The 22,170-nt window shown below is 74.0% G+C and carries 17 protein-coding genes and 1 pseudogene; 9 read left to right on the top strand and 9 right to left on the bottom strand.

Annotation, left to right across the window (positions count from 1 at the left end):
* Positions 1-10: 10 nt before the first annotated feature.
* Genes QT196_RS11535 through QT196_RS11525 form a run of 3 tightly spaced genes read right to left on the bottom strand, consistent with a single transcriptional unit; the run spans position 11 to position 5,121 of the window.
* Complete coding sequence (locus QT196_RS11535) at positions 11-3,163, bottom strand: alpha-N-acetylglucosaminidase TIM-barrel domain-containing protein (protein WP_290354842.1); 3,153 nt, start codon at positions 3,161-3,163, stop codon at positions 11-13.
* A 60-nt stretch (positions 3,164-3,223) separates the two neighbouring features.
* Positions 3,224-3,871 carry a response regulator transcription factor gene (locus tag QT196_RS11530; RefSeq protein ID WP_168478781.1) on the bottom strand — a complete coding sequence of 216 codons (648 nt, stop codon included), beginning with the start codon at positions 3,869-3,871 and terminating at the stop codon, positions 3,224-3,226.
* Positions 3,862-5,121, bottom strand: coding sequence for a histidine kinase (locus QT196_RS11525; RefSeq protein ID WP_290354841.1), 1,260 nt, complete (start codon positions 5,119-5,121; stop codon positions 3,862-3,864). The genes QT196_RS11530 and QT196_RS11525 overlap by 10 nt, the downstream gene beginning before the upstream one ends.
* A 214-nt stretch (positions 5,122-5,335) precedes the next feature.
* On the opposite strand from QT196_RS11525, the gene QT196_RS11520 reads away from it, so the two are divergent.
* Genes QT196_RS11520 through QT196_RS11510 form a run of 3 tightly spaced genes read left to right on the top strand, consistent with a single transcriptional unit; the run spans position 5,336 to position 7,699 of the window.
* A complete protein-coding gene (locus QT196_RS11520) occupies positions 5,336-6,127 on the top strand; it encodes a GNAT family N-acyltransferase (RefSeq protein WP_290354840.1) in 792 nt (263 codons plus the stop codon).
* Complete coding sequence (locus QT196_RS11515; protein WP_290354839.1) at positions 6,124-6,993, top strand: lysophospholipid acyltransferase family protein; 870 nt, start codon at positions 6,124-6,126, stop codon at positions 6,991-6,993. Before QT196_RS11520 ends, QT196_RS11515 begins: the two co-directional genes overlap by 4 nt.
* Entirely contained in the window at positions 6,986-7,699 is a 714-nt protein-coding gene (locus QT196_RS11510; RefSeq protein WP_266730494.1) for a VTT domain-containing protein, read from the top strand. Before QT196_RS11515 ends, QT196_RS11510 begins: the two co-directional genes overlap by 8 nt.
* A 7-nt stretch (positions 7,700-7,706) precedes the next feature.
* Here QT196_RS11510 and QT196_RS11505 read toward each other — a convergent pair whose 3' ends face one another.
* The 3 genes from QT196_RS11505 to glnII all read right to left on the bottom strand — a co-directional run bounded on the left by QT196_RS11505 (position 7,707) and on the right by glnII (position 10,612).
* Positions 7,707-8,345, bottom strand: coding sequence for a winged helix-turn-helix domain-containing protein (locus QT196_RS11505; RefSeq protein WP_266730492.1), 639 nt, complete (start codon positions 8,343-8,345; stop codon positions 7,707-7,709).
* A 405-nt stretch (positions 8,346-8,750) separates the two neighbouring features.
* Positions 8,751-9,452: a rhomboid-like protein gene (locus QT196_RS11500; RefSeq protein WP_248001098.1), complete on the bottom strand. Its 702-nt coding sequence runs from the start codon at positions 9,450-9,452 to the stop codon at positions 8,751-8,753.
* Between the two features lie 137 nt (positions 9,453-9,589).
* Positions 9,590-10,612, bottom strand: coding sequence for a glutamine synthetase GlnII (gene glnII, locus QT196_RS11495; protein ID WP_168478776.1), 1,023 nt, complete (start codon positions 10,610-10,612; stop codon positions 9,590-9,592).
* A 276-nt stretch (positions 10,613-10,888) separates the two neighbouring features.
* Between glnII and QT196_RS11490 the strand changes: the two genes are divergently transcribed.
* The 3 genes from QT196_RS11490 to QT196_RS11480 all read left to right on the top strand — a co-directional run bounded on the left by QT196_RS11490 (position 10,889) and on the right by QT196_RS11480 (position 13,851).
* Entirely contained in the window at positions 10,889-11,797 is a 909-nt protein-coding gene (locus tag QT196_RS11490) for a Gfo/Idh/MocA family oxidoreductase (RefSeq protein WP_168478775.1), read from the top strand.
* A 92-nt stretch (positions 11,798-11,889) separates the two neighbouring features.
* Positions 11,890-13,452: an AMP-binding protein gene (locus QT196_RS11485; protein ID WP_266730489.1), complete on the top strand. Its 1,563-nt coding sequence runs from the start codon at positions 11,890-11,892 to the stop codon at positions 13,450-13,452.
* Between the two features lie 126 nt (positions 13,453-13,578).
* Positions 13,579-13,851, top strand: a complete 273-nt coding sequence (locus QT196_RS11480; protein ID WP_168478773.1) for a hypothetical protein — start codon at positions 13,579-13,581, stop codon at positions 13,849-13,851.
* A 245-nt stretch (positions 13,852-14,096) separates the two neighbouring features.
* Here QT196_RS11480 and QT196_RS11475 read toward each other — a convergent pair whose 3' ends face one another.
* Together QT196_RS11475 and QT196_RS11470 are read right to left on the bottom strand one after the other, a co-directional pair.
* Positions 14,097-14,663: a PadR family transcriptional regulator gene (locus QT196_RS11475; protein WP_266730487.1), complete on the bottom strand. Its 567-nt coding sequence runs from the start codon at positions 14,661-14,663 to the stop codon at positions 14,097-14,099.
* A 153-nt stretch (positions 14,664-14,816) separates the two neighbouring features.
* A pseudogene (locus QT196_RS11470) lies at positions 14,817-16,891 on the bottom strand (NADPH-dependent 2,4-dienoyl-CoA reductase).
* Between the two features lie 211 nt (positions 16,892-17,102).
* Here QT196_RS11470 and QT196_RS11465 point away from each other — a divergent pair.
* Positions 17,103-17,972, top strand: coding sequence for an arpA protein (locus QT196_RS11465; protein WP_168478770.1), 870 nt, complete (start codon positions 17,103-17,105; stop codon positions 17,970-17,972).
* A gap of 163 nt (positions 17,973-18,135) precedes the next feature.
* Positions 18,136-19,941, top strand: a complete 1,806-nt coding sequence (locus QT196_RS11460; protein ID WP_266730484.1) for a choline/carnitine O-acyltransferase — start codon at positions 18,136-18,138, stop codon at positions 19,939-19,941.
* Between the two features lie 30 nt (positions 19,942-19,971).
* On the opposite strand, the gene QT196_RS11455 is transcribed toward QT196_RS11460, so the two are convergent.
* Complete coding sequence (locus tag QT196_RS11455; RefSeq protein ID WP_168478768.1) at positions 19,972-20,841, bottom strand: Fpg/Nei family DNA glycosylase; 870 nt, start codon at positions 20,839-20,841, stop codon at positions 19,972-19,974.
* A gap of 373 nt (positions 20,842-21,214) precedes the next feature.
* Between QT196_RS11455 and QT196_RS11450 the strand changes: the two genes are divergently transcribed.
* On the top strand, positions 21,215-22,009 hold the full coding sequence (locus tag QT196_RS11450) for an alpha/beta fold hydrolase (protein WP_266730481.1): 795 nt from the start codon (positions 21,215-21,217) through the stop codon (positions 22,007-22,009).
* The last annotated feature ends 161 nt before the right edge of the window (positions 22,010-22,170 follow it).

Raw genomic sequence — 22,170 nt, 5'->3', positions numbered from 1 at the left:
TACGCGGCGCTCAGGCGAGCTGCCAGCGGCGGAATACGGCCGTCCCGCCGTCCCCGGAGCCCGAGTTGGCGGCCGACTGGTGCAGCCCGGTGTCCTGCCGGGCGGCGGCGCCGGGGACGGTGACGGTGGCGATATCGCGCCAGGTCGTGCCGCCGTCGGTGGAGCAGGCGCCGGTGTAGGTGCCGGAGTTGCCGCTGTCCTTGCCGCGGGTCAGCCGGAGCAGTACGGGGGCGGTGAGGCCGGTGAGCCGCCGGTAGGTGTCCAGGGTGCCGTCGCCGGTGGCGTCGTAGGACAGCACCACGCCGTTGGCGGGCGTCACGGACAGGTTGACGAAGCCGAGGGCGTCCGGGGCGTCGAGGGCGGAGGTCGCGAGGCGGTTGCGGACGACGAGGCCGGCGCGGGCCCAGGGGCCGGTCGGGTCCTGTGCGGTCACCTCGACGGTGACCGAGCCGCCGGCGGCGAGGGCGTCCGGCCGGTAGAGCGCGCCGAACTCGGCGGTGGCCTTCCACAGGTCCGCGCCCGCGCCATGGATGGCGAAACGGTCGTCCAACTGGCCGAAAACCGCCGCATTGGTGGTGACCGTCCGCAGCTCCGGGTCCAGCGGCCCGGCCACGAACAGCGTGCCGTGCCGCGGTGTACGGACCCGCGGTGCGCCCTGTGGGCCGTAGTCGACGGTGAGGTCGTAGGGGAGCGGGTGCAGCGGGGCCTCCAGGGGGCCGGCCGGTGCGGTGACCCGCCACCGGGCGCGGCCGGTGCCGCCGGGCGGGACCGAGGGCAGCGACACCGGGCCCGAGGCGGTGGCGTCGACACCGGTCAGCGCGAAGTCCACCCGGCCGGTCGCGCGCAGCCCGTTGACGTTGCGCAGCGCCGCGGTGACCGTGGCCCGGCCGCCGGGCGGCAGTGCGGCCGGGTCGGCGGTGACCGTGACGGTGCCCTGGTAGGGGGCCGTGGCGAGGGTGTCGTGGACCCGCCGTGCGGTGCGGTAGGCGTCGGTGGTCGGCCGCAGCGGATGGCTGGTGCGGGCGCGGGTCCAGGGCTCTTCCATGGCGTACCAGTCGAACGTCTTCGGCGGGCGGTCCGCCGCCAGGGCGTCCGCGAGCTCGTCCAGATACGCCTGCCACTGCGGGAGATGGACCTCACGTATCAGGCCGTGCCAGTCGCGGTTGGCGTAGTTGGCGAGCGAGCCGCCGTCCGCGGTGGGCCGGTCCGCCCAGGTGGTGATCAGGGCCCGGGCGCTGTGTTCCAGCCGGGCCTCCTCCTCGGCGCCGGCCGCCCTCGCGCGGGCGTCCGCCAGCCACGGCCCCAGAAGGAATTGCCGGTGGGCGCCGGTGACCTCGTCGCTGAGCCGCATCAGCCGCAGCCACAGCCCGGACAGCGCCCGGAAGGTGTCCCGGTCCTTGCGCCGGTAGGCGTCCTGGAGCTGCCCGATCAGCTGCCAGGACCGGTTGGCCAGCGCCTGCCGGGCGGCGTCCGTCAGGTCATGGCGGTAGGCGTCGCTGGCGCGCAGCGCGGGGCGGACCGCGAGCAGCGCGGCGAACGCGGTGTCGAAGGCCGCCGGGTCGAAGGCGGGGGTGTGGGTGGCGTAGACGGTGCCGGAGCGGGCGGCGAGGTTCGGGCGGGCGGCGAAGACGGAGTCGTGCGGGCGGCCGTCCTTGCTGGAGATCTCGTACGTGCTGGTGCGCAGCGCGGCGAACGCGGCACGGGCGTGCGCGTCGCGGGCGCCGTAGCGGAGGTCGGCATAGCCGTCGAACCAGGCGGTGCGGTCCACCGGCCGCTCCCGCCAGGCCAGTTCGCCGAACAGCTCGAACGCGGCCGGGTCCCGCTCGGCGGCCTCCGGCATGTACGCGGTGCCGACCAGCCGGCTGCCCGGCTTGTCGCGCCAGGCCGTGAAGCGCTCGGCCCAGAGGTGGGTCTTGGCGCCGAGGGTGGTGCGGCCGCCGAAGTTGGGGATGGAGCCGAAGGCGTACGGCACCCCGCCCCAGTCCCGCTCCCGGTCGGTGACGGTGTCCAGGTCGCTGAGGCCGTCCACGATCAGCATCCGGTCGTGGTCGACGGCGTCCAGCAGATCGCGCCGCGGATTGTCCTGCCAGCCCAGGATCACCCAGGTCGCCCCCGGGCGGGCGGTGCGCAGCGCCTTCTCGACCGCGCGGGCGGCCTCCGGCACCGGTACGTCACCGGGGTCGCCGCCCTCGTGCAGCAGATCCATCTTGAAGTGGTCGGCGGGGCCCAGGAGTTGCTGCTGATGGCGGTAGAAGGCGGCGGCGACGGCGGCGAAGACCTCGGTGCGTGGATCGAGCCAGTCGGGGCGTTTGAGGCCGGACCAGGTGCCCTGGGGGACGGCCCTGGCCCCGGGGTTGCGGGCGGCGAAACCGTCCGGGACGGTGCCGAAGTAGCCGGGGAGGACGGGACGCATGCCCAGCTCGCGCAGCCGGGTGGTGATCCGGCGGCCCAACTCGGCTCGCTGGGCGATCAGTTCGGGGCTGGTGGGGCCGCCGTAGCCGCTCATGTTCTGGAGCAGCCACCACGGCTGGTGCGAGGGCGCCGGGAGCCAGCCGCGGGCCTCGGCGTCGGAGTAGCCGAAGCCGGTCAGCAGCCGGTGGTAGACGGCCTCGGTGCCGGGGGTGACCAGTACCTCGTTCACTCCGCGCAGCGCCAGTGCGTCGATCAGCCGCTCCCAGCGCGGCCAGTCCGCGTACGGGGCGGTGTAGCCGTCGTGGGTGTCGTTGAGGGCGAACCGGTGCGGCAGCGAGGTGGCCCGCTCGACGGTGCCATCCGGTGCGGGCAGCCGGCCGGGCAGCGATACCTGGTCACCGGCCCACGACAGATGCGCCCGGCAGGTGTACTTGAGGTACCAGTTGACGCCGGTCAGCGCCGCCGCGGGGGTGGTCCCGGCGACCGTGATGCGGCCCGTCCGGCCCTCGATCCGGAAGCGGTCGCCGTCCCCGTCCCGGGCGAGCGGCACCAGCGTGAACTGGTCGGCGTGGCCGGGCAGCAGCCGCCTCAGCGCGGCCCGTGCCGGTGCGGTGTCGTCCACGGGTGCGGCCTCCTGGTGCCGGGCGGGTGGCGCCCCGGCGGCAGCGGGGGCGGTGGCCCCGCCGAACGCCGCCCCGGCGCCGATCGCTCCGGCGGTTCCCAGCAGTGCGCGTCGTGACGGTCGGCTCACGTGTGCCCCCAGTGCTCGGTGCTCACAACAGTCCCGTGCGGAGGGCACGCTAACGGTCGGTCAGCCGCGGTCCAAGTAGGCCAGCACCGCCAGCACCCGCCGGTTGTCGTCGTCCGACGGCGGCAGCTGGAGCTTGCCGAAGATGTTGGAGGTGTGCTTGGCGACCGCCCGCTCCGTGATGACCAGCCGGCTGGCGATCGCCGCATTGGAGCGGCCCTGCGCCACCAGCTCCATCACCTCGACCTCGCGCGGGGTCAGCCGTGCCATCGGCCGGTCCCGGGCCCGCCGCGCCAGCAGCTGCGCGATGACCTGCGGGTCCATCGCCGTACCGCCCGCCGCCACCCGGCGCACCGCGTCGGTGAACTGCTCGGCGTCGAAGACCCGGTCCTTGAGCAGATACCCCACCCCGCCGCTGCCGTCCGCCAGCAACTCCCGGGCGTAGAGCTGCTCCACGTGCTGGGAGAGCACCAGCACCGGCAGCCCCGGCCGGTCCCTGCGGGCGGCCAGCGCGCACTGCAACCCCTCGTCGGTGAACGACGGCGGCAGCCGTACGTCGACCACCGCGACATCCGGCCGCTGTTCGGCGAGCGCCCGGGTCAGCTCGGGGCCGCTCTCCACCGCCGCGACGACCTCGAAGTCGTAGGCCTCCAGCATCCGGACCAGCCCGTCCCGCAGCAGGAAGAGGTCTTCGGCGAGCACTACGCGCACGGAATCTCCAGGGTGACCAGGGTCGGGCCGCCCGCGGGAGAGCTGACGGCGAGGGTGCCGTCGAAGGTACCGAGCCGGCGTTCGATACCGCCCAGCCCGGTGCCTCCGCCGGGCGGCGGGCCCGTCGCGGCGAAGCCCCGGCCGTTGTCCGAGACCGTGATCAGGAGACGGCCGTCGGCATGGCGGAGGCCGACGGCTATCCGGTCGGCGCCCGAATGTTTCGCGGCGTTCGTCAGGACCTCACTGACCGCGAAGTACGCCGCCGACTCCACCGGCGCCGCCAGCCGCCCCGGCAGCGCCACCGCCACCTCGACGGGGATCGCCATCCGCAGCGCCAGCGCCCGTACGGCATCGCCCAGTCCGCGTTCGGCCAGCACCGGCGGATGGATCCCGCGCACCAGGTCACGCAGCTCGGTCAGCGCCTCGGCGGAGGACTGGCGGGCCCGCGCCAGCAGCTCCTTGGCCTGCGCCGGGTCCCTCTCCACCAGGGCCTCGATGGTGCCGAGGCTCATGCCCATGGCCACCAGCCGCGCCTGGGCGCCGTCGTGCAGATCCCGCTCGATCCGGCGCAGTTCGGCGGCCGAGGCGTCCACCGCGTCGTGCCGGGTCTCGGTCAGTCGCGCCACCCGCTCGGCCAGCTCGGCCCGGGGCGGCGTCAGAAACACCGCGGCGAGCAGGAAATGCGCCCGGATCAGGGCAGGGTTGGCGTACCGGGCGAGCAGCAGGAAACCGGCGCCGAGCACCGGCAGCGTGAACAGCAGCCACGGACGCTCCGCGGGCAGCGAGCCCAGGCCGAGGACCTCACCCCCGATACCCGTCAGCCCCTCCAGAACCGGCAGCAGCACGAACCCCACGCCATAGCCGATCAGCGACGGCGGCAGCAGCACCAGCGCCAGGCCCGCCGACGCGTCCACCGGCAGCCACAGCAGCTCCCGCCAGGTCGCCGGATCCCGCAGCAGGACCGCACACCGCCGCGCCTGGCTCACCGGCCCGTGGCCCAGACCGGCCGGGAACGGGCGGTAGGCCGCGGGAATCCGTACCCCGGCCAGGTCGTACCCCCACACCCGGCGCAGCTGGGCGTACCGCCGGGCCCAGAACAGCACCACCGGCGTGGTGAGGACCCCCACCCCGACGACGATCAGCGCCAGCGACACCACGGCCAGCACGAACAGCGTGACCGACCCCAGCTCCACGGCCGGCGCGAGCCCCAGGCCCCGGACCGCGGCGACCAGTGTTCTGCGGACCCTCATCCGTTCGCTCCCTGGGCTTCACGCGCCCGGCCGTCGGACACGGGAACAGTCTGCCGCGTAGAGAAGGGCCAGGTCATGGGGTTACGTCCCCGGCCGGGGTGTACCCGGCACCACCGTGGAGCGGCGCACCGTCCGCCCCGCACGGCCCCACCGGCCCCGCTGTCTCCACCGCCCGCCGACTCACCAGCCTCCCCCCTCCCCAAGGAGAGCTCTCATGAGCATGGCACCGACCGCGTCCGCCGCCGTCCCCCGCACCGCGCACACCCCCACACCGGCGGCCGCCCCCGCCGAACCCGGCTACACCGCGGAGATCGCCGACACCCGCGCACAGATCCGTGCCGCCCAGCGCCTGCGCCACCAGGTCTTCGCCGAGGAGATGGGCGCGACCCTGCACTCCCCGCTGGCCGGCCATGACATCGACGCCGTCGACGACCTCACCGACCACCTCATCGTCACCCACGACGCCACCGGCGACGTGGTCGGCACCTACCGGCTGCTGCCGCCCGGCCGCAGCCCGCGGCTGTACTCCGACGGCGAGTTCGACCTCGGCGCCCTGGCGGAGCTGCGCTCCTCCCTCATCGAGGCCGGCCGCTCCTGTGTGCACCCCGCCCACCGCAACGGCGCGGTCATGACCCAGATGTGGGCCGCCCTCGCCCGCTACACCCTGCTCTCCGGCCACCGTTACCTCGCCGGCTGCGCCTCCGTCCCGCTCGCCGACGGCGGCACCGCCGCCGCCCACGCCTGGGAACTGGGCCGGACCCGCTACGCCGCCCCGCCCGAGCTCCAGGTCACCCCGCACCACCCCTGGCACACCACCCTCCCCGTCCCCGAGCGCCCCGCCCTCGCCCAGCTGCCGCCGCTGCTCCGCGGCTACCTGCGCATCGGCGCCGTCATCTGTGGTGCGCCCGCCCACGACCCCGAGTTCGACGTCGCCGACTTCTTCGTCGTCCTGGACATGGAGCGGCTGGGCGACCGCTACCGGCGCTACTTCCTGGGGGAACGGTGAACGGTCCCTGGGACGTCCACTCCGACTGCACCCCGGACTGCGCCGCGCACGCCCTGCCGCGGGTACCGGCGGCCCGGATCGCCCGGCGCGGCGCCGCGTTCGCCCGCACCGTGCGGCGGGCGCTGACGGACGGCGAGCGGATGGCCGAGCCGGGCCGGCTGCGGACCCATGCCCGCGCGCTGCTCGACGCGCTGGACATCCCCGTCGAGGGCGCGGCCGCGCTCACCGGCGGGGGCGAAACCGGCACCCTCGTCGTCGTCAACCACATCTCCTGGCTCGACATCCTCGCCCTGCTCGCCGTCGAACCGGTCACCCTGCTCGCCAAGCGCGAGGTCGGCGGCTGGCCGGTCGTCGGCGGCCTGGCCCGCCGGGCCGGTACGCACTTCATCGACCGCACCCACCCCCGGCGGCTGCCGCACACCGTGCAGGAGGTGTCCGAACTGCTCGCCGCCGGACGGTCGGTGGCGGTCTTCCCGCAGGCCACCACCTGGTGCACCGCCGAGGCGGGCACCTTCCGCCGGGCCACCTTCCAGGCCGCCATCGACGCGGGCGCGCCGGTCCGCCCGGTGACCCTGGACTACCGCCAGCAGGGCCTGCCCAGCACGGTCGCCGCGTTCTGCGGGGAGGACACCTTCGCGGGCTCGCTGCGCCGGGTGCTCGCCGCCCGCGCCCTGACCGTACGCGTCACCGCGCATCCGGTGCTGTGGCCGCTCGACGGGGGCCTGGACCGGCGGGAGCTGGCGGCGCTGGCGGCCCGGGCCGCGCTTGGCGGGCGCCCGGTGACGGCGGTGACGGGCGGCGGGGCGGTCCGGCCCGCCGCTCCGGTGCCGCACGCCCCGCCGCGGGACACCCCGGCCCATGTTTGAGCAGCTGGACCAGCTCACCGCGTCCCTTCAGGGCATGCTCGGCTCGCCCTGGCTGTGGCTGGTCATCCTGCTGGTGTCCGGGCTCGACGCACTGCTGCCGTTCATGCCGAGCGAGACCACCGTCGTCCTGGTCGCCGTGCTCATCGGCCCCGACCCGGCGCTGCTCGCCCTGCTGGCGGGCGTCGCGGCGGCCGGGGCGCTGGCGGGGGACTGTCTCGGCTACGCCGTGGGACGGTACGCGGGCCCGCGCGCGAGCGCCCGGCTGCTGCGCGGTGAGCGCGGCCGGGCCCGGCACCTGCGGGCCCGCGCCCGGGTCGAACGGCACGCCGCGCTGCTCCTCATCGCCGGCCGCTTCCTGCCCGGTGGCCGGGTGGTCGCCGCCCTGTCCACCGGGAGCCTCCGCTTTCCGCTGCGCCGCTTCGTGGCGCTGGACGCGGTGGGCGCGGGTCTGTGGGCGGTGTCCAGCGCGGCGCTCGGCGGGCTGGGCGGTGCGGCGCTCACCGACTCCCCGGCCAAGGGCGTGCTGCTGGTCTCCGGGATCGGGCTGGTGGCGGCGGTCTGCGTGGCCTGTTGGCACCGGTGGGGCGGCCCGTCGGACCGGGAAACGCCCCAGCGGTCAGGCCCCCGTGGGGGAGCGGCACCCGGCCGGGAGGGGGAGCGGATCCCCGCCCGGCCGGGCCTGCGGCAGCGACAGGAGGGCGTCTGACCCGGCCTCAGACGCTCGGCACGTACTTGTAGCCGACCCGCCGCACCGTCACGATCGACGACCGGTGCGCGGCGCCCAACTTGCGGCGCAGCCGGGCGACATGGACATCGACGGTGCGCCCGTCGCCGACATGCCCATAGCCCCACACCGTGGTCACCAGCTGGTCGCGGGTGTGCACCCGGTGCGGATGCGCGACCAGATGGGCCAGCAGCTCGAATTCGAGGTAGGTCAGGTCCAGCGGCCGGCCCTGGACCTGTGCGGTGCGCTGTTCGGGGTCGATCCGCACGATCGCGTCGCCGGTCGGCGCGGGCGCCTCGGGCGGGGCGGCCGGTGGCGCGGTGGTGGCGGCGGTGGCGGCGGCCTGTTCGGCCGGTACCAGGACGAGATAGCCGACCATCGGCGGCCGGCCGGGCAGCGCGGGCAGGCTGTGCTGGGGCGCCGGCAGCCAGGTCGCCCCGGAGTTCAGCAGCTCGGCGACCGACACGGCGCCGGGGTACGGAGCGCCGTCGGCCGGGGCGGTGACGGGTGAGGGGAGGGCCTCATCGGGTGTCACGGCGCGCAGCCGGTGACGGTGGGCGTGCGCCGCGGAGGCGGCGGGAAGCGGGGCGGTCGCGGAACCGGCGGTCAGGGTACGGAGGTTCGTCATCAGGAGTCAGCTCTTTCGCGCGGCGGGGCGTCGGGGACGTCATGCGCGCGGGCAGGGCGGCGGACGCCGGTCAGCGGCGTCGGAGAGGTGTGTGCGGGCCCGCGCTCAGTGCGCGCGGCAACACAGACGGTCGAAGGCGTGCGCCTGCCGGGACGGCCAGAACGGCTCCAGGTCGCTGCGACCTGTCGCGGTGTCGGTGAGGCTGGCCATGGCCCTATTGAACCAGACGGTCGGTGATCTGTCCCCGGTGCGCGGCGCCGGTGGCGGGATCCCGCCGGGCCGGACCCGCCAGGACACCGGGTCCGGCGAGGCCCCGGCCCCGACTCGGCTAGTCCGCAACGGAGTTGGCGACCGCGCGGCAGGACGGGCCGTGGCCGGAACCCGCCGCGCGACGCCCTGCCCGTCCTATGCCTGCTTCGACCCCGCTCCGCCGCCGCCCGTCGCTCGTCGCATCCCCGCGCCCATCGCCACCCCGAGTGCCAGCGCCGCCAGATGCCCGGCGTCGGTGAACGTGCGTCCCCGGCGCAGCACGGGAGCGGTCGCCAGCGCCAGCAGTCCGCCGGTGGCCGCAGCCCGGATGCCGCGGTGCGGGACGGTGGCGGCGAGGGCGCCCACCGTGGCGTTGAAGCCGTAACTGGCGCCGACGTCGAGGGCCTGGGTGGTGGCGTCCGGCGGCGCGTCCCCCGCGGGCCCGTGGGCGGGGCGGCCGTGCTCCCGGGCCCGCAGGCCCCCGTAGACCAGCAGGCTGGCCCCGATGTGACCGGCCAGGAACACCCCCGCCGCGCGCCCGGTGCCCCAGCGCGCCTCGGCCGTACCGAGGGCGGCGAGCAGCGCGGCGCCGTACGGCAGCGGCAGCGGATGTTCGACGAATGCCGCGCTGGTGACCAGCGTCCGCCACCGCCCGGCCCGCAGGTTGGCGACATTGGTGGAGTGCGCGCGCAGCAGCTCGGTGCGCCGGCGGCCGGGCAGCCGCGCGGTGGCGTACGCGCCGAGCTGTATGCCGCCGACATACAGCGGCGTGGCCCAGGGCACGGCGGTGCGCCGGAGGCGGGTCAGGATCTCTGGACGGCTGTGGCCCGGCCCGGTCCCGGCGTTGATCGTAGGCATGCCCTCAGCGTGCCAGCAGCCACGGACGAACGGCCCGAACCTGCCGCGTCCGGCGGCAACGGGACCCCACCGCCCCGGACATGCGGAGGGGCCGGACCCGTCCGGTCCGGCCCCGCTCACCCGCTCACCCGGAGGCGTCAGACCTGCATGCGCCGCGCCAGCTCGGTGCAGCAGGTGTCCACCATCAGGCGGGTGACCACATACGGGTCGACGTTGGCGTTCGGCCGCCGGTCCTCGATGTAGCCCTTCTTCTCGACCTCGACCTGCCAGGGGATACGCACCGAGGCACCACGGTCCGAGGCGCCGTAGGAGTACGCGTCCCACGGGGCGGTCTCGTGCGCGCCCGTCAGCCGCTCCTCGATGCCGGTGCCGTACTGGCGGACGTGCTCCAGCGGCTTGCCGTCCTGGCCCAGCGCCTCGCAGGCGGTGATGATCGCGTCGTAGCCCTCACGCATCGCCCGGGTGGAGAAGTTGGTGTGCGCGCCCGCGCCGTTCCAGTCGCCCTTGGCCGGCTTGGCCTCCAGCGAGGCGGTCACGCCGTAGTCCTCCGCCACGCGGTGCAGCAGCCAGCGCGCCACCCACATGTGGTCCGAGACCTCCAGCGCGGGCAGCGCGCCGACCTGGAACTCCCACTGGCCGGGCATGACCTCGGCGTTGATGCCGGACAGGCCCAGCCCCGCCGCCAGGCACAGGTCGAGGTGCTTCTCGACGATCTCCCGGCCGAAGATCGCGTCCGCGCCCACACCGCAGTAGTAGTCGGCCTGCGCGGCCGGGTAGCCGCCGCCCTCGGGGAAGCCGAGCGGACGGTCGCCCTTGAGGAAGGTGTATTCCTGCTCGATGCCGAAGATGGCTTCCTGGTCCGCGAACTTCTCCGCGACCGGGCGCAGCAGCGCACGGGTGTTGGAGGGGTGCGGAGTGAGGTCGGTGTGCAGCACCTCGCACAGCACCAGCAGGTGGTCGCCGCCGCGGATCGGGTCCGGGCAGCTGAAGACCGGCTCCAGTACGAGGTCCGACGCGTGGCCCTCGGCCTGGTTGGTGCTGGACCCGTCGAAGCCCCACCGCGGCAGCTTGCTGCCGTCGGTCAGAATCCTGGTCTTCGAGCGAAGCTTGGCGGTCGGCTGGGTGCCGTCGATCCAGATGTACTCGGCCTTGATGGTCACGGGGTCCTCTTCACGGTCGGTGCGGGTACGGTGCGGGCGTACCTGAGCACTCTCGCAACGCGCCATTTCTCGTCCGTTGCTCGTTTGTGAACCGCAGGTTACCTAGCCGGACATCCAGGCTTTTCCAAGGTTTTCTTCGCCGGGAACCTGTGATTGCCGTCTTGGTGTGCCTGGCTTCTCGCTGATTCGATGTGACGGAGACCTCAGGCGGGTGCGGCCCACGGCGCGGCCCGTGAAATCGGCGTCCCGCCCCGCACCCACGAGACACTGGCCCCTATGACGACCCTGCGCATCGGACTCCTCGGCACCGGCCCCTGGGCGCGGCGGGTCCACGCCCCCGCCCTCGCCGCGCACCCCGGTGTCGAGCTCACCGGTATCTGGGGGCGCCGTCCGGAGGCCGCCGCGGCGCTGGCCCAGGTCCACCACACCCGCCCGTACGACGGGCCCGATGAGCTGTTCGCGGCGTGCGACGCCGTCGCGATCGCGCTGCCGCCTGCCGTCCAGGCCCCGCTGGCGGTCCGCGCCGCCGAGGCCGGCCGCCACCTCCTCCTGGACAAGCCGGTTGCCACCTCCGTGCCCGAGGCCCGCGCGCTGGCCGCGGCCGCCGACCGCGCGGGGGTCGCCTCGGTGGTCTTCTTCACCGCGCGCTTCGGGGAGCAGGAGGGGGAGTGGATCGCCGCCCAGGCCGCGGCCGGCGGCTGGTTCACCGCGCACGCCGACTGGCTCGGCTCGGTCTTCGCCGAGGACAGCTCCAGCCCGTACGCCGCCTCGCCCTGGCGCCGTACGAAGGGCGGGCTGTGGGACGTCGGCCCGCATGCGCTGTCGGTGCTGCTGCCGGTCCTCGGGGACGCGGAGGCGGTCACCGCCACCCGGGGCCCGGCCGACACGGTGCTGCTGACGATGCGTCACAGCAGCGGGGCGGCCAGTACGGCGACGGTCGGCCTGGCCGCCCCCGCCGCGGCCGCCGGTGTCGAGATCACCCTCCGCGGCACCGCCGGAATCACCACCCTGCCCCGCCGCCTGGACGGCCCCGAACCGGCCTACCATCGCGCCGTCGACGCCCTGCTCGCCGCCGCCGCGACCGGTCTGCCGAACGCCTGCGATGTGCACTTCGGCCTCCGGGTCACCGAAATCCTGGCGGCGGCCGAGGAGAGGCTGAACCCGCTGATGCCTCTGGAGGCATGACCACATGGCGAAATTGGTCGTGGAGGGCATCAGCGGCGGTCCGTAGCGTCAGGGCCGTCAGCTGTCCGCACCGGCCCAGGGAGCCCCACGCCATGACGCCCGCCTCCGGCTTCACCAGCTATACCGATGTGCTGCTCACCGCCCTCGCCCTCGACCGGTCCCGGCCCGTCCTGACCACGGACGACGGCGACGAGGTCACCGCCGGCGCCCTCTACGACACCGTGCACCGGATGGCGGCCGTGCTCGCCGCCCGCGGCATCGGCCACGGACGGACCGTCAGCCTCCTCAGCGGCAACCGCCCCGAGGTGCTCGCCGCCCGTTACGCCGCCAACCACCTCGGCGCCCGCGTGGTCTTCCTCTACGACGGGATGGCCGCCGAGACCCTGGCCCGGATCGCCGAGAGCGCGGAGACCGCCCTGCTCCTCGTCGACCCGGCCCTGTACGGCACCGCGCGGTCGCTGCTTCGGCACACCCGCGGTCCCGCGCCCGAGGTGCTGACCCTGGGCCCGGCGCCCGCGGCCGACGGCCCGGTCCCCGACCTGCTGGCCGCCTGCGCCGCCCTGCCCGCCACGCCCGAGGTGCCGGGCGGCGCCGTCGGGCCCGAGGACGACTGGTGCATCCGGCACACCGGTGGCACGACCGGTGTCCCCAAGGGCGTGCGGATGCCGCACGCCCCGTACGCCGGGATGCTCCGCCACCACCGCATGGAAGGCGCCGGCGACCCGCCCCGCTTCCTCGCCTGCACCCCGCTCGCCCATCTCGCGGGCGTCCTCACCGATGCCACCCTCGCGGCCGGCGGCACCGTCGTGCTGCACCGCGCCTTCGACCCGGCGGCCGTCCTCGCCGCCGTCGCCCGCGACCGCATCACCCACCTCTGGCTGCTGCCCCCGCTCCTCTACCGCCTCCTCGACGACCCCGCGCTCCCCGCCACCGACCTCAGCTCCCTCACCCGCATCACCTATGGCGGCTGCGCGGCCTCGGCCTCCCGGCTGGCGCGGGCCGCCGAGGTCTTCGGGCCGGTGCTGTACGGGGTGTACGGCATGTCCGAGGCGATGACGATCAGCGAGGCCCGTCCGGAGGACCACCGCACCACCGGGCCCGGCGGCCGGATCACCGCCGGCCGCGCCCTGCCCGGCGTCACGCTCGCCATCCGGGACGCGGACGGGCGGGAGCTGCCGGCGGGGGAGCGGGGCGAGGTCCACGTACGCTCCGCCGGTGTGATGACCGGCTACTGGAAGCAGCCGGAGCTGACCGCGCAGGTGCTGCCCGGTGACGGCTGGCTGCGCACCGGCGACGTCGGCATCCTGGACGACGACGGCCGGCTCTACCTCGTCGACCGGGTCAAGGACGTGATCATCGTCGTCGGCGGCCATGTCCACCCGGCGGAGGTCGAGGATCTGCTGCACACCCACCCGGCGGTCGCCCACTGCGCCGTCTACGGGGTGCACGGGCCGGACGAGACCGAGGAGGTGCATGCCGCGGTCGTCCCGGCCCCGGGCCACCGGGTGGACCCCGCCGCTCTGCGGGCCTTCGTCATCGAACACCAGGGGGCCCTGTACGCCCCGGCCGCGGTCCATCCCGTCGACGCCATCCCGCTCACGCCCGTCGGCAAGCCGGACAAAACGCGGCTGCGTGCCATGGCCGCCGCGGTCTGACCCGGGGCGCGCTCGAGGGGCGTTCTCCGGCCGTCAAATCCCCTCTGGCCAGGGGCTTTTGTCAGTGGTGGCCAGTAGAATGGGAACCAGTCAGTGAGGGTTCATCCACGCTCCAGGAGGTCGCCGATGGCCGCTGCCACACTCATGACGAAGCCTCTCCCGGCCCACCCGCTGCCCAGGAAGCCGCTGCCCGCCGGATGGCCGCGCGAGCGGTATGAATCGCACAACCGCCGCCTGAAGGCCATGCGGCTGGCCATCGCCCTGCTCGACACCGGCGTCTACCGCCCCGAGCAGGCCCACAACCGCAAGATCCGCAGCACCGCGGCCGAAATAGGGGTGCACGCCCCGTCCGACACGACCTGCCGTCTGGTGCGCGCCCTGATCTACGACAACTGCTGACGGCACCCGGCGCATCAACAGGGCGGCCGGCCCCGGGACTTCCCCGGGGCCGGCCGCCCCCTGCCGTGCCCGCGGTGCGGCGTAGGGCGTGTCTTTCGGATCACCCCGGGGCCGCGACGTCTGGCACGGCACCTCGCGGCGTTGTCGCCTCACCCGAGTACGCCCAGTACGCGGCAGAGGCTCCGCCTTGCGATGCACCGCACCAGACGCCGCGGCCTGATCAGGGCTGATCCAAAAGACACGCCCTAGCCGCCCGCGCCGTCCCCCGGGGCCGTCGCGCCGTCCATGTCCGTCACCTCGGCCAGCGCCTCCGCCAGCCACTCCACCCAGAAGGTCTCCAGCCCGATCCCGGCCCGCAGCACCAGCCGCCGCAACCGGTCCTCCGGGTCCGCCGCCGCCCCGAAGTCGCGGTTCTCGATCTCCTGGTACTCCGCCAACTGTCGCTGGTGCAGAGCCAGATGGCGCCGCAGCTCCTCATCGAGCCCGGCCCGCCCCACCACCGCCGACGCCCGCAGCCGCAGCAGCAGCGCGTCCCGGATGGGCTTGGACTCCTGCTCGCCGGAGGCCCAGCGGGTCAGCTCGGCCCGGCCCGCGGGCAGCACCTCGAACTCCTTCTTCTGCCCCCGCGACGGCTGCTCTCTCGGCAGCGCCCGGATGAACCCGGCCTGCTCCAGCTTGCCCAGCTCGCGATAGATCTGCTGATGGGTGGCCGACCAGAAGTAGCCGATCGACCGGTCGAACCTGCGGGTCAGCGCCAGCCCCGACGACGGCTTCTCCAGCAGGGCGGTGAGGATCGCGTGCGGGAGTGACATGGGGGAATCCTAGGGTCTGTCCGATGGGTCAGGGTCGGATAGGCCGTGCCAGACGCCGCGGACCCGGCCATGATCCATCGGACAGACCCTAGGTCGCGGCGGCGAGGGGCGGCGGGCCCGCGCGGCCCGCCACACCCCGGTCGCCGCCGCAGCTCACAGGGCCGCCGCCAGCTCCGTGCCCTGCTTGATGGCGCGCTTGGCGTCCAGCTCCGCGGCGACGTCCGCACCGCCGATGAGATGCACGCTGCGCCCCTCGGCCCGCAGCTCCTCGTACAGGTCCCGGCGCGGCTCCTGCCCGGTGCACAGCACGATGGTGTCCACGGGGAGCGTGGTGGCGGTGCCGTCGACCGTGAGGTGCAGGCCCTCGTCGTCGATCCGCTCGTACGCCGCCCCGGCGACGCTGGTCACGCCCCGGTGCCGCAGCTCCGCACGGTGGATCCAGCCGGTGGTCTTGCCGAGTCCGGCGCCGACCTTCGACGTCTTGCGCTGGAGCAGATGCACCTGCCGCGGGGCCTTGGGGCGCTCGGGCGCGCGCAGCCCGCCGCGGTCGCCGTAGCCGGTGTCTACGCCCCAGGCGCGGAAGTAGGCCTCCGGGTCCTGGCTCGCCGCGTCGCCCGCGTCGGTGAGGAACTCCGCGACATCGAAGCCGATGCCGCCCGCCCCGATGATCGCGACGCGTGCGCCGACCGGCGCCCCGTCCCGCAGCACATCGAGGTAGCTGACGACGCTCGGGTGGTCGATGCCCTCGATCTCCGGGGTGCGCGGGGTGACACCGGTGGCGACCACGATCTCGTCGTACGCCCCGAGGTCCGCGGCCGTGACCGGGGAGTTCAGCCGGACGTCCACGCCCAGGCTGTCGAGCTGGTGGCGGAAGTAGCGCAGGGTCTCCTCGAACTCCTCCTTGCCCGGGATCCGCTTGGCGATGTTCAGCTGCCCGCCGATCTCGGCGGCGGCGTCGAAGAGGGTGACCGCATGGCCGCGCTCGGCCGCGGACACGGCGCAGGCGAGTCCGGCGGGCCCGGCGCCGACCACGGCGAGCCGCTTGCGCCGCCGGGTGGGGGAGAGCACCAGCTCGGTCTCGTGGCAGGCCTGCGGGTTGACCAGACAGGAGGTGATCTTCCCGCTGAAGGTGTGGTCGAGGCAGGCCTGGTTGCAGCCGATGCAGGTGTTGATCGCCTCGGCCCGGCCGTCCCGTGCCTTGGCGACGAAGTCCGGGTCGGCGAGGAAGGGCCGGGCCAGCGACACCATGTCGGCGCGTCCGTCGGCGAGCAACTCCTCGGCGACCTCGGGGGTGTTGATGCGGTTGCTGGTCACCAGCGGGATGGTCACCGAGCCCATCAGCCGCTTCGTCACCCAGGTGTAGGCGCCGCGCGGCACCGAGGTCACGATGGTGGGGATACGGGCCTCGTGCCAGCCGATACCGGTGTTGATGATCGTGGCCCCCGCCGCCTCGATCTCCTTGGCGAGGGTGACCACCTCCTCCAGCGTGGAACCGCCCGGGACCAGGTCCAGCATGGAGAGCCGGTAGATCAGGATGAAGTCGGTGCCGACCCGCTCCCGGGTGCGGCGGACGATCTCCAGCGGGAAGCGCATCCGGTTCTCGTACGAGCCGCCCCACCGGTCCGTGCGCTGGTTCGTCGCGCCGACGATGAACTCATTGATCAGATAGCCCTCGGAGCCCATGATCTCGACACCGTCGTACCCGGCGGACTTCGCCAGCTCCGCCGCCCGCACATAGTCCTCGATGGTCTGCTCGACCTCGTCGTCGGTGAGCGCGTGCGGCGGGAAGGGGCTGATGGGCGCCTGGAGTGCGCTCGGTGCGACCAGATCGGCGTGGTACGCGTACCGCCCGAAGTGCAGGATCTGCATCGCGATCCGCCCGCCCGCGGCGTGCACCGCCTCGGTCACGGTCCGGTGCTGCGCGGCCTCCGCCTCGGTGGTGAGCTTGGCCCCGCCCTCGTACGGCCGGCCCGCGTCGTTCGGCGCGATACCGCCGGTCACCATCAGGCCGACGCCGCCCCGTGCGCGGGCGGCGTAGAAGGCGGCCATCCGCGCGAAGCCGTTCTCGGCCTCCTCCAGCCCGATGTGCATCGACCCCATCAGCACCCGGTTGGGCAGGGTGGTGAACCCGAGGTCGAGGGGGCTCATCAGGTGGGGGTACTGGCTCATGGGGGGCCTCCAGGCGCGGTGGTCGTGGCAGTAGTTGTAGACCAGCCCTCGCGAGTTATGCAACAAGTTGCAAAAAACGTGACGCAGACGACTCCGCCGCACGCCAGGGTGCCCGGCTCCGCACCGCACGGCGCGCAGTTACGGGGTCGCGCAGTGCCACGTGTCACAGACAACCCGGCGACGCTGTGGGAACTTCAACTCTGCTGCTCCTCGCCGGAGTTGCGGCAAGAGGAGTGGCACGACGGTCTGCCCGTATGTGGAGAGGATCGAATGAGCACTGCGCAAGCCCTCACGCTCGACCAGGTGGTCGACACCGCCCGGTACCCCCTGCCGGAGCCCGGCAGTGCCGGGGCACAGGCCGTGATCTCCCGGGCCCGGCACGAACTGCGGACGCTCGGCTGCACCGTGCTGCCGGACTTCGTCCGCCCGGCGCTCCGCGCGGCGCTGGAGCAGGAGTGCGCCGTCATCGCCCCCCAGGCGCACTTCGACGTCGAGACGGTCAACGTCTACAACATCGCGGTGGACGAGGAGCTGCCGGCCGGCCACCCCGGCCGGCGGACCTTCCAGCGGGGCAATGCCTTCGTCCCGCGGGACCGGGTGCCGGCGGACTCTCTGATCAGCCGGCTCTACTCCGACCCGTTGTTCCAGGACTTCCTGGCCCGCTGCTTCGGACTGCCGCGGCTGCACGAGCTGGCGGACCCGCTCTCCGGGCTGGTGCTCAATGTCGTCGCCCCGGGCATGGAGCACCCCTGGCATTTCGACACCAACGAGTTCACCGTCAGCATGCTCACCCGGCAGGCGCAGGACGGCGGCGTCTTCGAGTACTGCCCGAACATCCGCTCCGCGCACGACGAGCGCTTCGGCGATGTCCGGGACGTCCTGGACGGCCGGGGCGAGCGGCTGATCCGCCGCCTGCCGCTGCACCCCGGCGACCTCCAGCTGTTCAAGGGCCGCTACTCGCTCCACCGGGTGAGTCCGGTGCGCGGGAAGACCGCGCGCCACTCCGCGATCTTCGCCTACAGCGAGCGGCCCGGCGTCATCGGAAGCGTGGCCCGCACCCGGCAGCTCTTCGGCCGGGTCCTGCCCGCCCACACCGCGGCCGAGGGCCGGGCCGTCCGGGGCGACCGGCTGCTGGACTAGCGGACGGCCCGGACGCCGCGCCGTACGCGCACCGCCCCCGCTCCCCACGCCATGGGGTGACGGATACGGCGGGTGACGGCGCGACCATGGATGAGTGACAGCACAGGTCCCCACGATCCGAATCGAGAGAGCAGAATTGAATAACCGTCAGGAAAGGGCCGCCATGACGACCTTCGCCCAGGAGGACAGCCTCCCGCGGGTGCCGCTGCCCACGCTGGAAGCGAGCTGCGAGAGGTTCCTCGCCTGGTGCGCGCCGCTGCTGACCGACGACCGGCGGGCGGCGACCGAGGCGGAGGTGGCCGCCTTCCTCCGCCCCGGCGGCCCCGGCCGGGTGCTTCAGGCGGCGCTGGAGGAGTACGACGCCACGGAGGGCGTCCACAGCTGGCTCGACACCTTCTGGCCGTACCGCTATCTGGGCCGCCGGGACCGGATCGCGCTCAACGCCAACTTCTTCTTCCTGTTCCGCGACCCCGCCCCCGGGCAGCCGCAGTCCCAGGTGGAGCGGGCGGCCGGGCTCATCGCCGGCGCCGTCGACTACAAGCGCCGGCTCGACCAGGAGGTCATCCCGCCGGTGGTGCAGCGGGGCGTGCCCCAGTCGATGGTGCAGAACCGGTTCCTGTTCTCCGCCACCCGGATTCCCGGCACCGAACAGGACACCGTCCGCAGCCCCTACACCGACGCCTGGCCCGGCCCGTCCGGGGCCCGGCACATCGTGGTGTTCCACCGCGGCAACCTGTTCCGGATGGAGGTGCTCGGCGCGGACGGGGTCCCGCACAGCCTCGACGACCTCGAAGCGGGCCTGCGCGCCGTACAGAAGGCCGGCGCCGAACCGGCCGCGGCCGGCACCTCGGTCGGCCACCTCACCACCATGGCGCGCGCCGAGTGGGCCGCCACCCGGGAGACCCTGCGCGCCCACCACCCCCGCAACGCCGACGCCCTGGACGACATCGAGACCGCGCTGTTCTGCGTCTGCCTGGAGGACACCGCCCCCGCGGACGTCCAGGAGGCCTGCGACCAGCTGCTGTACGGCGACGGCGGCAACCGCTGGTTCGACAAGGCCGTCTCCCTGATCGTCTTCGCCGACGGCCGGGCGGGCATCAACGTGGAGCACTGCGAGCTGGACGGGACCACCATCCTCAGCTTCACCGACGCCCTGCTCAGCGCCCCGGCCGAGGAACACTCCGCCCGCTCAGGAGCCCGCTCCCAGGGGCTCCCGTCCCTGGAGCCGGTCCTCTTCGAGCTGGACGACGCCCTCCGGGCGCAGGTGCGCGACGCCGCCGGAGCCTTCGCGGAGTACGGGGCGGACACCGCCACCCGCACCGTCTCCTTCGACGACTTCGGCAGCACCACCGCCAAGGCGCTGGGCGCCTCACCGGACGCCTTCGTCCAGCTCGCCTACCAGCTCGCCCATCAGCGCGCCAAGGGACACCTCGGCGCCACCTACGAGTCGATCGCCACCCGCCAGTGGCGGCACGGCCGGACCGAGGCGATGCGCGTCGTCACCCCGGAGATCCAGGCGTTCGTCGCCGCGATGGAGGACCCGACGGCCTCGCCGGACGACCGCCGGGCCGCGTTCCGGACCGCTGCCGGGAAGCATGTGGCGCGCGCCAAGGAGTGCCAGGCCGGCCAGGCCCCCGAGCAGCATCTGTGGGAGCTGGAGCTGATCCAGCGGCGGCGCGGCGCGGAACTCGGCGTCAACGAGCAGCCCGCCCTCTACCGGAGTCCGGGCTGGCTGACGATGCGGGACGACTACCTGAGCACCAGCTCCGCCCCGTCCGAGAACATCCAGTACTTCGGCTTCGGCTCCACCAGCAGCCGCTGTATCGGCGTCGCCTACGTCCTGCTGCCCGACCGCTTCCACCTCTACCTGAGCACCCCCCTGGCGGTGGCCGGCCCGATGGAGGTCTTCGCCGACCGGCTCCGCGAGGCGGTGGCCGAACTCCGGGAGCTGCTGACGTCCGCGGACTGACCGTCCCGGGCGGGCCGGCGGCCGTCCCTGCTACTTCAGCAGCCGGGACAGCCGCCGGTCCGCCAGGGGCTTGCCGCCCGTCTGGCAGGTGGGGCAGTACTGGAGCGCCGAATCGCTGAACGACACCTCGCGCACCGCGTCCCCGCAGACCGGGCACGGCTCCCCCTTCCGCCCGTGCACCCGCAGCCCGCTCTTCTTCTCCGCCTTCAGGTCCTTCAGAGCCAGCCCGCGGGACCGCTCGACCGCCTCCGTGAGGGTGCTCCCGACCGCCGCGTAGAGCCGCTCCACCTCCTCCCCGGAGAGCGTCGCGGCCACCTTGAACGGCGACATCCGGGCCATGTGCAGAATCTCGTCCGAGTAGGCGTTGCCGATCCCCGCCAGCACGCGCTGATCGCGGAGCACGCCCTTGATCTGCCGGCGCTCGCCCTCCAGCAGCGCACGGAAGGCGGCCTGAGTGAAGTCCTCGCCGAGCGGATCGGGCCCGAGCCGCGCCACCCCCGGCACCTCCTGCGGATCCCGTACGACATACACGGCGAGGTGCTTCTGACTCCCCGCCTCGGTCACATCGAACCCCGCCCCGTCGTCCGGACCGGCGAGCCGCACCCGGAGCGCCAGCGGCCCCTTCCCGGGCCGCGGCGGGACCGCCGGCAGGGCGTCGTTCCACCGCACCCACCCCGCCCTGGCCAGGTGCAGCACCAGATGCAGCGCCCCCACCCGGAGATCCAGGAACTTCCCGTGCCGCGTCACCCCCTCGCACGCACCCCCTTCGAGCGCGGTGACCGGCGGGTCATAGGTCTTCAGCGCATGCACGGCCACGGGGTACACCCGGCCGACGGCCCGCCCGGCCAGACGGTCGGCGAGGAACTGGGCGAGCGACTCGACTTCCGGCAATTCAGGCATAACGCCAGTCTGCCCGGAGGGTGTGACCGGCGCGTGCCGACGGGGCGGCCGGGCGGTCCGGAGCCGAGCCCGGAGCCGAGCCCGGGGCGGCCCGTCAATCCCGGTCAGTGGGGCGAGGCACCGCCGCTCCGACGAGCCGCCGGCCCCAACAGCCGTAATGCCAGGTGGCATGCGGCGTTCAGGTAGGCGCGGAGCAGGTAGTGATGCGGGTATTTCTCACCTGCTCAGGACTGCGGTGCGCCGGGAGAGTGGTGGGCGGCGGAGTTCAGGGGCGGGGCCCTGCTGGTGCTTCAGCGGGTGCCGGCGGCCGCGCACCGCGGCAGCCCGCTGCCCCATCCCGCTGATCACCACCACCCGTAAGGAATGAGCACTGATGTCCGCACGCACCCTTCCCGAGGCGACCTACGCCCGTACCGTCGTGGGCTCCGGCCCCGGCCTGGCCCTGGCCCACGGTGCCGGCAGCAGCATCGCCGGCACCTACGGCCCGATCCTGGACGGCCTGGCCGCCCACCACACCGTGGTCGGTGTCGACTACCCCGGCAGCGGCAGCACTCCCCGCTCCACCACGCCGCTGTCCCTGGACGACCTGGCCGACCAGCTCGTCGCCGCCGCCGTCGCCGAGGGCCTGGAGACCTTCGCCCTGCACGGCTACTCCCTCGGCGGCCCCGTCGCGATCCGCGCCGCCGCGCTCCACCCCGAGCGCGTCACCGCCCTCGTCCTGTCCGCCACCATGGCCCACCCCAACAACCAGCAGGCCCTCACCGTCAGGCTCTGGGGCAAGCTCGCCGCCACCGGCGACAACCGCCTGGTGAGCGAGTTCCTCTTCCCGCACGCCCTCAGCCCCCAGGCCATGGAGGCCATGCCCGCCGAACAGCTCGAAGAGGCCCTCACCTACGCCGCCGCGGACATCGCCGACGGCACCGTCGAGCACGCCGACCTGGTCCGCCGGATAGACGTCCGCGACGACCTCGCCGGCATCCGCGTCCCCACCCTGGTCATCTCCACCACCGTCGACCACCTGGCTCCCCCCGCCCTGCACCGCCGGCTCGCCGAGTCGATCCCCGGCGCCGAGTTCGCGGAGATCCCCACCGGCCACCTGCCGATGGTCGAACGGCCCGAGGAGTGGCAGCAGCTCATCACCAACTTCCTGAGCCGGCACGGCGCCTGAGACCCACCGCTGGTGGGGGCCACGCCGGGGACGGCGCGGCCCCCACCCACCCGTGCGTGCGGCTGTGGGGCGGGCACCGTCCGTGGCCGGTGGAAGACCCCAGGCGATATGGGACGTTTCATGAAGACTGCTCGGTATGGCGCCATATGCCAGCCCGTACA

The sequence above is a fragment of the Streptomyces sp. P9-2B-2 genome (assembly GCF_030406865.1).
Lineage (GTDB): Bacteria > Actinomycetota > Actinomycetes > Streptomycetales > Streptomycetaceae > Streptomyces > Streptomyces platensis.
This window is presented reverse-complemented; position numbering and strand designations above follow the sequence as displayed.